Genomic DNA, 12,330 nt, shown 5'->3' on the forward strand with positions numbered 1-12,330 from the left:
TTAAAAACCAAACAACCCACGGGCCCCTTCAGTAAGGATCGCCTGGCGCTGCTCCGGCCACGGCACCATGCTTTGGAGCAAGGCGAACTGCCCCGAATACTCGACGCTGCTTTCATGCTGGGTATGCGGCCAATCGCTGCCCCACACCAGGTGATCGGTGCCGAAATGCTCGATCAGCAAGGGCGCCGCAGCATGGGCGAACGCCAGGTTTTCCTGATGGGTGCCGCCCAGGCGATACACCCCCGAGACCTTGACCCACAGATGCCCCTGGCCGCCCAGCGCCAGCAGGTCTTGGAAGGTGCGGTGCTGTACCCCGAAGCCTGCGTGGGGGCGGCCAAAGTGATCGATGGCGATCTTGCAACCATAGGGTTCCAAGGCCGCGCACAGGCTTGGGATGTCCTCGATCTGGCGGTGCAGTTCCACATGCCAGCCCAACTGCGCGACCTGCTCCAGCAGCGGTCGCCACTGGGCCGAGCCCAGGTCTGGCAGGCTCTTGCCCATCAGGTTCAGGCGGATGCCCACCACCCCCAGGCGCGCCATGCGCTTGAGTTGCGAGGTACTGGTGTCGGTGTCCACTACGGCCACGCCCCGCAGGCGGTCCGGTGCCTGTGCCAAGGCTTGCAGCAAATGGCTGTTCTCGGTACCCAAGAAGCTCGGCTGCACCAGCACGCCATGGCTCAAGCCCTGGCCTTGCAGGTTGTGCAGCCACTGCGCCAGCGTCGCGTCGTAGCTGGGCGTGTAGCGCCGCCCCTCGATCAAGTCAAGTTGGCGGCTGAACACGTGGGCGTGGGCGTCAACGCCCAGGAACGGGGTACTCATGGTTGCAATCACGCTCGAGAAGCACTTCCAGGTGCGTTGGTGGGGGCTGCATCAGGTGCTGCGGCGCTCAAGTCGCGGCCGCGGGTTTCAGGCAAAGCGAGGGCTGCGATCACCGCCACGCCATAGGCGATGCCGGCGTCGATACCGATGGCCGAGCCCAGCGACATGGACTCGCTCATGTGGCCGACCATGAACGGGAACACCGCCGACAGCACGCGGCCGAAGTTGTAGCAAAAGCCCACGCCGGCGCCACGCACGTCGGCGGGGTACAGTTCGTTGAACAGTGAGCCCAGGCTGGCCGGGATGCCGGCCGCGAAAAAGCCCAGCGGGAAACCCAAAAACAGCATTTGCTGGTTGGTCAACGGCAGGAACAGGTAGCACTGCACGGTGACCACGCAGCAGAAGGCGAACAGGATGATGTTTTTGCGCCGGCCAATGCGGTCGACCATGAACCCACTGGCCACGCAGCCGCAGAAGAACGCGAAGATGATCACCGCCAGGTAGCCACCGGAACTGAGCACCGACAGTTGCCGCTCGGTCTTGAGGAAGGTCGGCAGCCAGGTCATCACCGCGTGGTAACCACCGTGGGCGCCCAGGCCCAGCAAGCCGCCGAGCAAGGTCACGCGCAGCAGCTGCGGGCGGAAGATACCGGCCATCGAGGCAAAGAAGTTCATCGGCTTGGCGTTGAGCTTTTGCTGGCGCACAAAGCTGTCCGGCTCCTGCACGCTGCGGCGCACGTAGACAATCAACAGCGCAGGCAAAAGGCCCACCAGGAACATCACACGCCAGGCCATGGCCTCGGGCACAAAAGTGTAGATCAGCGTGAACACCGCCACGGCGGCGCCCCAGCCCACGGCCCAGGCGCTTTGCACGGTGCCCATGACCTTGCCGCGGTACTTGGCCTGAATGGTTTCGGCCATCAGTACTGCGCCCGCCGCCCATTCGCCGCCAATGCCGAAGCCTTGCAAGGCCTTGACCACCAGCAACTGCTCGTAGCCGGTGACAAACGCCGAGAGGAAGGTGAACAGCGAGAACCACACGATCATCCACTGCAGCGTGCGCACCCGGCCATAGCGGTCAGACAACGTGCCGCCCAGCCAACCGCCCAGTGCCGAGGTGATCAAGGTGACGCTGCTGATGGCGCCCGCCTCGCCCTTGCTCAAGGCAAAGGCTGCGATCAGCGCCGGGATCGCCAGGCCGAACATTTGCACTTCCAGCGCGTCGAGCGCCCAGCCGCCGAAGCAGGCCCAGAAGGTTTTGCGCTCGCGCGCGGTGACGTCTCGGTACCACTTGAACATGATTTTTTATCCTTATAGGTGTTGAGTGCTGACGACGGGCAAACGCGTATGACTAGCGGATCTCGACGCTGTAGCGGAAGTGGCTGGCATGGCCCCAGGAGCGGCGCCACTCGATGGGCTGGCCTGCGTAGTTGCGCGCCAAACGCTCGATCACGACCACCGGTGCCCCGGCTGGCACGCGCAACAGGCGGGCATGCACCTCGCTGACCGATTCGGCGGTCAGGGTCTCATCGGCCGAGGCCACGACTTGGCCGCACAGGTCTTCGTACAGTGGATACAGCAACGGCCCCTCGGCATTGAGGTCAAAGTCGAGGATGGCTTTGAAGGGTTCGCGCGGCAGCCAGATCTCTTCCACCAGCACCGGCACGCTGTCGATCAGGCGCAGGCGCAACAGGCGGATCACAGGGTCGGCAGGCAGCAGGCCCAAGGCCTTGGCCACTTCGGCGGGCGCAGGCAAAGGCTCCTTGGACAAGATGCGGCTCTCAGGCACATGGCGTTCGCCATCGGGGGTCATGAAGCGGAAGAAGCGAAACAGCGAGGATTGGAACTGCGGGCGGCGGATAAACGTGCCGCGGCCTTGCTGGCGCTCCAGGATGCGTTCACTGACCAACATGTCGATGGCCTTGCGCACGGTGCCCACCGACAGGCTGTACTCCACCGACAAGGCCGCTTCGGTGGGAATGGCTTCGCCGGCACGCCAGCGGTTGTTGGCGATCTGCTGCGCGAGTTCATCGCGCAGGCGCTGGTACAGGGGAAGACGGTCGTCGCTGGAAAGCATGTTCATCGTAGGACCACTCTTGTAGTTATGTAGTCATATATATGAATTTCAGCTAAGTATTCGCTCGATTCCCAAGGTCGTCAAGCCCTGCGGACAAATGGCCACTGTGCCAGTCCTAACGTATGACCCGACCCCTATATGCATATCTTTTATTTTATTAATTGATAAAAATCCTAATTATTAATAATTAAGATATAACCAAAAAGACTTTCACAGACGGTTTTTATAGGAATAACGTTCACACCAGACCGACCCCTTCTCCAGGCGGAGGCCCTATGTTCCGCCACCGTTCCTGGAGTCGAGCCATGCCGATACCCCGCCTGCTGTCCACCCTGCTCTGCTCACTGGCACTGGTCAGCGCAGCCCACGCCGCCGACCTGGCACCGCTGAAAGTGGCCAACCAGAAGTCCACCATCAAGGCACTGCTGCAAGTGTCGGGCGAGCTTGAGTCGGTGCCTTACCAGATCCAGTTCTCCGAATTCCCCGCTGCCGCGCCCTTGGGCGAAGCGTTGAATGCCGGCGCCGTCGACGTCGGTGCCCTGGGCGATGCACCGTATGTGTTTGCCCTGGGCGCAGGCGCCCCGCTGAAAGTGGTCAGCATCACCCACCTGCAAGGGCGCTTCACCACTGCGATCCTGGTGCCCAAGGGCTCGCCGATCAAAACCGTGGCCGACCTCAAGGGCCAGCGTATCGTCACCACCCGCGGTTCCATCGGCCACTTTTTGGTGATCAAGGCGCTGCGCGAAGCGGGCCTTAAAACCAGTGACGTGTCCTTCGTGTACCTGATGCCCAGCGAATCACGGGTGCTGCTGGAAAACGGCAGTGTCGCGGCCTGGTCCACCTGGGACCCCTACACCACCGTGGCCACCACCCAAGGCGATGAGCAGGTACTGATCAGTGGCGAGAAGTTGCTCAGCAACCACCTGTACCTGGCGGCCACCAGCGAAGCCATCGCCAACAAACGCGCGCAACTGGAAGACTTCGTGACCCGTGTCGACCGCGCCTGGCAATGGGCCAACGCCCACCCCGAGCAGTACGCCGCCGCCATGGCCAAGGTCACCGGCCTGCCCGTGGCCGTGCACCTGGCCGCCGCCAAGAACACCCGCATGGAACGCGTTGCCATTGATGACAGCGTGGTCCGGGGCCTGCAGAACACCGCCGACATTTACCAGCAGGAAGGCCTGCTGCCCAAGCGCATCGACGTGTCCAAGGGCTTCGATGCCAGCTTCAACCAAAGTACGTCACTGGCCCGCGCCCAGTAACCTTCAAGGAGAAACCACTATGAGCCAGCATCGCCAACTCAAACTCGGGGCCATGATCCACGGCGTCGGCCACGGCTGGGGCGAATGGCGCCACCCCAAGGCGCTGCCCAACTCCAGCACCAGTTTTACCTTCTACAAGCAGCAGGCGCAGTTGGCCGAAGCCGCCAAGTTCGACTTCGTCTTCATTGCCGACAGCCTGCACATCCACGAGAAATCCAGCCCGCACTACCTCAACCGTTTCGAGCCGCTGACCCTCCTCTCGGCCCTGGCGGCCACCACCTCGCACATCGGCCTGGTGGCCACCGTGACCGTGAGTTACACCGAGCCCTACCAGGTGGCGCGCCAGTTTGCTTCGCTGGACCACATCAGTGGTGGCCGGGCCGGCTGGAACGTGGTGACCTCGTGGCTGAGCGGCACCGCCGACAATTTCGGCCGCCCCGAGCACCCGCCGCACGCTGTCCGTTATCGCATCGCCAAAGAGCACGTCAGCGTGGTCAAGGGCCTGTGGGACTCCTGGGAAGACGACGCCTTCACCTACGACAAACAGAGCGGCGAGTTTTTTGCCCCGGGCAAGTTGCACAGCCTCAACCACCAGGGTGAGTTCTTCTCGGTCAAGGGCCCGTTGAACATTGCCCGTTCGGCCCAAGGCCAGCCGCCGATTTTTCAGGCGGGCACCTCGCAGGATGGGCGCAACTTCGCCGCCGAGCATGCCGACGCGATCTTCGTCCACGGCGAAAGCCTGGAAGAGGCCCAGGCCTACTACCGTGACCTGAAAAGCCGCGCGGCCCGTTTCAAGCGCGACCCTGCGCACTTGGCGATCCTGCCCGGCATCCGCCCGATCGTTGGCCGCGATGCCGAAGAAGCCGAAAGCCGGTACCAGCAAGCCGTGCAACTGGTCAGCATCGAAGACGCCATTGTCGCCTTGGGCCGGCCATTCAACGATCACGACTTCAGCCAATACCCGCTGGACGCGCCCTTCCCCGACCTGGGCGATTTGGGCAGCAACAGCCAGAAAGGCGGCAGCGACCGCATCAAACAACTGGCCCGCGACGAAGGCCTGACCCTGCGCCAAGTGGCCCTGCGTTTCTCTGCCCCCAAGCGCGATTTCACTGGCACCCCAGAGCACGTGGCGGACGCCATCGAGCACTGGTTCAAGCACGAAGCGGCCGACGGTTTCATCATCAACTCGGTACTGCCCGATGGCCTGCAATACTTCAGCGAACTGGTGGTGCCGGTGCTGCAAGCGCGTGGCCTGTTGCGCAGCGAATACAGCGGCACCACGCTGCGTGATCACCTGGGCCTGAATGTACCCCACAACCGCTACGGGGCACTTGAGCACGCACAGCCCGAAGAGGCCCTGGCATGACCAGCTTCAACCGCAACATCTTCCAGCGCGACAGCACCCTGCCGCTGGATGCCTCGGCCCTGGCCGAGATCACCCGGCAGTTGGCCGAAAGTGCCGAGTATCATGACCACACCGGTGAGTTCCCGGCGCAGAACTTCGCCCTGCTGCACCAGCATGGGCTGGTCAGCTTTACCGTGCCCAAGGCGCAGGGTGGCGGTGGCGCCACCCTGGCCCAAGCGCGCCAGGTGATCAGCGCCGTGGCCCGTGGCGAGCCGTCCACCGCCTTGATCCTGGTGATGCAATACCTGCAGCATTCGCGCCTGCAAAGCAACGCCCAGTGGCCAGCGCACCTGCGCCAGCAAGTGGCCGAGGACGCCGTGCACAACGGCGCGCTGATCAACGCCTTGCGGGTGGAGCCCGACCTGGGCACCCCGGCGCGCGGTGGCCTGCCGGCGACGGTGGCCAGGCGCACCGCCCAAGGTTGGCGTATCAGCGGCACCAAGGTGTACTCCACCGGCAGCCTGGGGCTTACCTGGTACAGCGTGTGGGCCCGCAGCGACGACGCCGACCCCTTGGTCGGGGCCTGGCTGGTGCACAAGGACACCCCCGGCATCAGCATCGTCCAGGCCTGGGATCACCTGGGCATGCGCGCCACCTGCAGCCATGAAATCAGCTTTGATAACGTGCTGGTGCCACTGGAGCATGCCGTTAGCGTCAATCCCTGGAGTGCGCCGCAAGCGGAGCTGGACCCCGACGGTTTCCTCTGGATGAGCGTGCTGCTGTCGGCCGTGTACGACGGCGTGGCGCGGGCTGCGCGCGATTGGCTGGTGAACTGGTTGCAACATCGCCAACCGTCGAACCTGGGCGCCGCGTTGTCGACCTTGCCGCGTTTTCAGGAAACCGTCGGCCACATTGACACCCTGCTGTTCGCCAACCAGAACCTACTGGACAGCGCCGCCGCCGGCCTGACCGCGGCCCAACATGCCGCGCAAATCAAATACCTGGCCACCGACAACGCCATCCGCGCGGTGGAGTTGGCCGTGCAGGCCTCGGGCAACCCGGGCCTGTCACGCCACAACCCCTTGCAACGGCATTACCGCGACGTGTTATGCAGCCGCGTCCATACCCCGCAGAACGACGCCATCTTGACCGGTGTCGGCAAGGCGGCCTTTGCCGCGCACATCGCAGGTACCCGCCCATGAGCCCGATCGTGATTGCCAGCCAACTGGACGAACCCTTCAACCAGGCCTTGCGCACGGCCCTGCAACCACGCCACCCCGGCGCCCAGGTCATCGGCGTGCCGCCCGGCGTACCCAGCGACCTGCCTGCGCAGGTGAACGTGCTATTGGCGCGCCCCATTAACGTACGCGGCTTCCAGGCCCCCGAAACCCCACCACCCGGGTGGCCGTATGGCTTGAAGTGGGTGCAACTGGCCAGTTCCGGCATCGATTTCTACCCGCGCTGGCTATTCGACGGCCCGCCGGTGACCACCGCACGCGGCAGTGCCAGCGGCCCGATCGCCGAATTCGCCCTGGCGGCGATTTTTGCCGCGGCCAAGCACCTGCCCGACATCTGGGTACACGACGACACCTGGAATTTCACCGCGCTGACGCCAGTGCAAGGCACCACGCTGGGCATCCTCGGCTTTGGTTCCATCGGCCAGAGCCTGGCGAGCAAGGCCCAGGCCCTGGGCCTGAACGTGGTTGCCCTGCGCCAGAGCAACGCGCCCTTGGAGGTGGACGGCGTGGAAGCTGCGCGGGACATTCACGACCTGTTCGCCCGGGCCGACCACCTGGTGATCGCAGCGCCCCTGACCCCGGCCACCCGCCACCTGGTCAACCGCGACGTATTGGCCAGCGCCAAACCGGGCCTGCACCTGATCAACATCGCCCGGGGCGGCTTGCTTGACCAGCAAGCATTGCTGCAGGCGCTGGACAACGGCCAGGTCGGCCTCGCGTCACTGGATGTGAGCGAACCTGAACCCTTGCCCGCCGGCCACCCGTTGTATAGCCACCCACGGGTACGCCTGTCGCCGCACACCTCGGCGATCTCGACGCGCAGCAGCGAGGCCATCACGGCGATCTTCCTCGACAACCTGGAGCGCTATCTCTGCGAACAGCCCCTGCACAACCTGGCCGACACCACGCGCGGCTACTGACATTTCTATCCGCGAAACGGTCGCCTCGGTCTCACTGAAACACCGCGGCGGGCTTTTCGCGGATAAAACCGCTCCTACGGGGCTGCATGCAAACCCGACCCCAAGCCTGGCGGAGGACCCCCGACACTTAAAAAACCAGAGAACCGCCATGCCAACACCCCGCTATGCCGTGCACCCGCTGACCCTGGCCATGCTGTTTGCCGCCCCGGCCTTTGCCGACGACAACGCCGCCCTGCCCACCGTGACGGTCACCGCCGAACACAAAAGCGAGGACCTGCAAAAAACCCCGCTGGCGATCTCGGCTTTTGACGAAACGGCCCTGGATAACAAGCAAATCACCAGTATTCGCGGCCTCAGTGGCCAGGTGCCAAACCTGACGCTTAGCCGCCAGTCGATCTCCTACAGTGCCCAGACCTACGGCATCCGTGGTATCGGCGAAACCGACCCGATCCAGGAATCAGCAGTGGCCGTGTACGCCGACGACCTGTACATCCCCCGCGCCATTTCCTCGATGCTCGACTTCAACGACGTGGAACGGGTGGAAGTGCTGCGCGGCCCGCAGGGCACCCTGTACGGGCGTAACAGCAGCGCAGGGGCGATCCGCGTAATCACCCGCGACCCCACCCAGGAAACCCGCGGCTTTTTCGAACTGCAAGGCGGTAACTACAACGCCGAGAACGGCCGCTTGCTGATCAGCGGCCCGTTGATCGACAACACCCTGTTCGGCAGTTTCTCGGCCATCCGCCTGACCCGCGACGGCACCGTGTCAGACCCCACGCGCCATTCAAACGTCAACAACATCGACATCCAGAGTTATCGCGCCAAGTTGCGCTTCAAGCCCGACGACTCGCCCTGGGACGTGCAACTGACCCTGGCCAGCACCTTTGACCGTGGCGACACCACCAGCTACACGCCGTTCGACGCCAACGGCCATTACGACAAGTTCAAGAGTTACAGCAGCCTGAATCCCAAGAACAAGCTGGATCAGGGCAGCGGCGTGCTGCGGGCGATCTACAGCTTCAACGACAACCTGAGCTTCAAGTCGGTGACCGCCTATTCAGCCTTCCACCAGCCGGTCAACTATGACAACTCCGGGCAGGCGGCGCTGATCCAGCAAAACCTGATCCTGTACAAACAGAACTACGCCACCCAGGACTTCCAGCTCAACGGCGACTACGACAAGTTCAGCTTTACCACCGGGGTGTTCCTGTACCGCGAGAAGTTCGACGCCGACCGCGACAACCTCACCTATTCCATCGCCCGCAACCGGGTGGTCGGCCAAGGCCAGTACAGCACCACCAATACCGAAAGCTATGCATTGTATGGCCAAGGCAGCTACCACCTGACGCCGCAATTGTCGCTGATCGCCGGCCTGCGCTTTACCCGCGAGCACAAGAACTTCGACTTCACCAACTACGGCATCACCACCGACCGGCAGATCACCGGGGTGAACTTTACCGCCCAGGCGAGCAAGTCCTGGCAATCGACCAGCCCCAAGGTCGGCTTCGAATATGCCTGGACCCCGCACCTGAACCAATACGCCTACGTGGCCAAAGGCTTCAAGGCGGGCGGTTACGACAACCGCGCCCCAACCCAGGCCGCCGCCGAACAGGCGTTCTCGCCCGAGGACGTGACCACCTATGAAACGGGCTTGAAGGGCGACTTCTTCGACCAGCGCGTGCGGGCCAACGTGGCGCTGTTCTACAACGACTACCAAGATCTGCAGACCAACGCCTACGACCCGGCGCTGGGGGTCAACCTGCGCACCAACGTTGGCAAGGCGCACACCTACGGCGTGGAACTGGAAACCATCACCGCCCTGACCCAGGCGCTGCAACTGACCGCCAACGCTGGCTTTTTGCAAAGCCGCTACGACGATTTCCAGAACGCGGCAGGCGCAGGCGTGGATGCCGACGGCAAACACCTGGTGTATTCGCCCAAATGGAACGCCAGCGTGGGCTTGAACTACACAATCGCGGTCAACTTGCCAGGCACCTGGCTGGCCGGCACCGATGCGCAATTCCAGACCAAGTCCTATGCCAATGCGCTGAATGACGACATCCAGGAAATCCCGCAACAGACCTTCTGGAACGCCAACACCCGCTACCTGAGCGCCGACGGCCACTGGACCACTACCCTTGCAGTGAAAAACCTGTTGGACCGGGCGTATCCGCAGTCGGTGGGGTACATACCCTCGAGCGGGCAGCAGTATTACTCGATCAATGACCCGCGTACGGTGACGCTCAGCGTACGCTACGACCTCTGAGCACCACCCTGGGCGCGTGGGTCACTGGCCGTCGTGCAACTGGTCCACCAGGCGTGTCCAATCAAATGGCAGGGTATCGGCATAACTCATGCCCTGCCCTGCCATGCGCTCCACCAAGCCGCGCTGCGTGGCCACGATGGCATTGCTCATGTGCGGCGCCACCCCCACGTCGGCCGCGGTCTTGGCCACTTCCTCCATCTCTTCGGCGCGCCGGCGGCCATGCTCGGCCACACGGCTGACCAGGTAGTGCGGCAAGTCCGCGTTCCAGCCCATGCTGGGGAAGCTCTTGTGCAAGGACGCCAGCACCTCATCCTGAGCCCCGTACTGGCGGGCCGTGCTCAGGCATTCAGTGGTCAAGGCCTCCAGGCCCTTGATCATCACGCTGCGGCACATTTTGATCGCCGAGGCCACGCCCACTTCGGCCGACACCACGCGTACATTCAATGTCAGCGCCTGCAGGATCTGCGCGATCTCCTCGGCGTCACGGCCGCCCAGCAAGATCGGCGTCTGCAAGCGTTGTGGCGGCACCGGGGCCATCACAGCGGCGTCGATGTAGCTGGCGCCCACCGCCTCGATCGCTTGGCAGGCAGCGAGCTTGGTGTTGGGCGCCACCGAATTGATGTCCATGAACACCTGGCCAGGCCGCAGGTGCGGTGCCAAGGTCTGGGCCACCTGTAAGGCAGAACCTGCGGTCACTGCCGAAATGATCAGGTCGGCGCCCTGTGCGGCCTGCGCGGCAGTGTCGAACAGCGTCACCGCACAGGCGCGGGCCTTGGCCTGCAATGTGTCACGGGCAGCCGGCGACTCCAGCAGGCGATCATAGGCGTGTACCTGCACGCCTTGGGCGGCCAGGTCCTGGCCAATGATACCGCCGGCCTCGCCGAAGCCGATCAGGGTGATGGTGCACGTGGTGTTCATGGGCTGTTCTCTTCCAGCGGCTTGAGGGGGGCCGAACGCGTGGCGTTCGAGGGGGCAAGATAGGCGTCAAAGCGTTCGCGGTCGAACAACTTCTCCCAGCGGCAGATGACGAACACCGCCACGCTGTTGCCGATGACATTAGTGGTGGAGGTGGCAATCGCCAGGATGCGGTCGATACCGAACAACAAACCGACGGCGCCCATGGGCAGCACCTTCACCGATTGCAGGGTGGCGGCCAACTTGATCACCGCACCGCCGGCGGCGCCCGCGCCCCCTTTGGAGGTCAGCATCATCACCCCCAGCAGGCTGATTTGCTGGCCTAAGGACAGCGAGGTGTCGGTGGCTTGGGCCAGAAAACCCAGCCCGCAGGCCATGTACAGGCAGGCGCCGTCAATATTAAAGCTGTAGCCGGCCGGCAGCACGAAACCCACTACCGCTTCATCGCAGCCGGCCTGCTTGAGCTTGTCCACCAGCCTTGGGAACGCCGCTTCGCTGGACGCCGTGCCCATGGCGATGATGGCCTCCTCTTTGATCACCCGCAAAATTTTCAACAGCGACAACCCCGCCAGGGCAGCCACGCTGCCCAGCACCAGGAAGATGAAGATCAGGGTGCTGGCGTAATAGGTCAGGATATAACGCAGCAGGTACAGCAGGGTCGAATGCCCGTAACTGCCCACCGCCGCCGACATCGCGCCAAATGCCCCCAACGGTGACAGGCGCATGATGTAGCTCAGCAACTTGAACACCACCGTCTGCCCCTCCGTCAGCAGCCGCAGGCCTACCCAGTCGGGCTTGGCGCACTGTGCCAGGGCGATGCCCACCAGCACGGACACGAACAGCACTGGCAGGATATCGCCGTCGACAAAGGCCGACGCCAAGGTGCGCGGGATGATCGACATCATGAAATGGCCCAGGCTGAAACTGTCGGCCGCCACGGCCGCACTGCTGCTGGCCGCCTCACTGCCCAGGGTAGTGAGCGAGGCATGCAGGCCATCGCCGGGGCGTACCAGCGACACCACGGTGAAGCCCACCAGCATGGCCAGGGTACTGACCACCTCGAAGTACACCAGGGTTTTGATGCCGATGCGGCCCAGGCGGCGAAAATCACCGATATGGGCAATGCCGTGCACCACGGTGAAAAAAATGATCGGGCCCAGCAGCATCTTCAGCAAGGCGATGAAGGCGGTGCCCAGGGGTTTCATCTGCACCGCCAGGTCCGGTGCGATCAGGCCCAACGCGATGGCCAGGGCCATGGCGATAAGCACCTGGATGTAAAGCTTGCCAAGCAGCTTCATGTCGACCTCGTTTTTGTTTTTATTCAAACCGAGGTTGGCATGCCTGATTGCATCGGGCTAATGCGTTCGCTTGCCGCTGCCATGCGTTTTGTTTATCCGCGACCGGTGATCACTGACCCTCAATGGCGCTTGCGGTCACAACCGGACACATTTATATTATAGTCGTAATATCAATCACCACAGGCCCCTGC

Annotated in this window: 10 protein-coding genes; 5 read left to right on the top strand and 5 right to left on the bottom strand. The window is 63.3% G+C overall.

Going from position 1 to position 12,330, the window contains the following annotated elements; all coding sequences use genetic code 11:
* Genes L9B60_RS27820 through L9B60_RS27830 form a run of 3 tightly spaced genes read right to left on the bottom strand, consistent with a single transcriptional unit; the run spans position 1 to position 2,901 of the window.
* Complete coding sequence (locus L9B60_RS27820) at positions 1 to 831, bottom strand: amidohydrolase family protein (RefSeq protein ID WP_438866026.1); 831 nt, start codon at positions 829 to 831, stop codon at positions 1 to 3.
* Positions 828 to 2,117, bottom strand: coding sequence for an MFS transporter (locus L9B60_RS27825; protein WP_249674222.1), 1,290 nt, complete (start codon positions 2,115 to 2,117; stop codon positions 828 to 830). Before L9B60_RS27825 ends, L9B60_RS27820 begins: the two co-directional genes overlap by 4 nt.
* A 52-nt stretch (positions 2,118 to 2,169) precedes the next feature.
* Entirely contained in the window at positions 2,170 to 2,901 is a 732-nt protein-coding gene (locus tag L9B60_RS27830) for a GntR family transcriptional regulator (protein ID WP_249674223.1), read from the bottom strand.
* 299 nt (positions 2,902 to 3,200) lie between these two features.
* Here L9B60_RS27830 and L9B60_RS27835 point away from each other — a divergent pair, with 299 nt between their 5' ends.
* From L9B60_RS27835 to L9B60_RS27855, 5 genes are all read left to right on the top strand, one after another.
* Positions 3,201 to 4,157 (top strand): ABC transporter substrate-binding protein, encoded by a 957-nt coding sequence (locus L9B60_RS27835; protein ID WP_249674225.1) that lies wholly within the window; start codon positions 3,201 to 3,203, stop codon positions 4,155 to 4,157.
* Positions 4,158 to 4,176: 19 nt separating this feature from the next.
* On the top strand, positions 4,177 to 5,523 hold the full coding sequence (locus L9B60_RS27840) for an LLM class flavin-dependent oxidoreductase (protein WP_249674227.1): 1,347 nt from the start codon (positions 4,177 to 4,179) through the stop codon (positions 5,521 to 5,523).
* Positions 5,520 to 6,704 (top strand): acyl-CoA dehydrogenase family protein, encoded by a 1,185-nt coding sequence (locus tag L9B60_RS27845; RefSeq protein ID WP_249674229.1) that lies wholly within the window; start codon positions 5,520 to 5,522, stop codon positions 6,702 to 6,704. Before L9B60_RS27840 ends, L9B60_RS27845 begins: the two co-directional genes overlap by 4 nt.
* A complete protein-coding gene (locus L9B60_RS27850; protein WP_249674231.1) occupies positions 6,701 to 7,660 on the top strand; it encodes a D-isomer specific 2-hydroxyacid dehydrogenase family protein in 960 nt (319 codons plus the stop codon). The genes L9B60_RS27845 and L9B60_RS27850 overlap by 4 nt, the downstream gene beginning before the upstream one ends.
* 190 nt (positions 7,661 to 7,850) lie before the next feature.
* On the top strand, positions 7,851 to 9,926 hold the full coding sequence (locus tag L9B60_RS27855) for a TonB-dependent receptor (protein WP_249680183.1): 2,076 nt from the start codon (positions 7,851 to 7,853) through the stop codon (positions 9,924 to 9,926).
* Positions 9,927 to 9,947: 21 nt separating this feature from the next.
* Here the strand turns inward: L9B60_RS27855 and L9B60_RS27860 are convergent, their stop codons facing one another.
* Positions 9,948 to 10,844 (bottom strand): NAD(P)-dependent oxidoreductase, encoded by an 897-nt coding sequence (locus tag L9B60_RS27860; RefSeq protein WP_249674232.1) that lies wholly within the window; start codon positions 10,842 to 10,844, stop codon positions 9,948 to 9,950.
* A complete protein-coding gene (locus L9B60_RS27865) occupies positions 10,841 to 12,139 on the bottom strand; it encodes a cation:dicarboxylate symporter family transporter (RefSeq protein ID WP_249674234.1) in 1,299 nt (432 codons plus the stop codon). Before L9B60_RS27865 ends, L9B60_RS27860 begins: the two co-directional genes overlap by 4 nt.
* Between the last annotated feature and the right edge of the window lie 191 nt (positions 12,140 to 12,330).

The organism is Pseudomonas abieticivorans (genome assembly GCF_023509015.1).
In the GTDB taxonomy this organism is placed as follows: Bacteria; Pseudomonadota; Gammaproteobacteria; order Pseudomonadales; family Pseudomonadaceae; genus Aquipseudomonas; species Aquipseudomonas abieticivorans.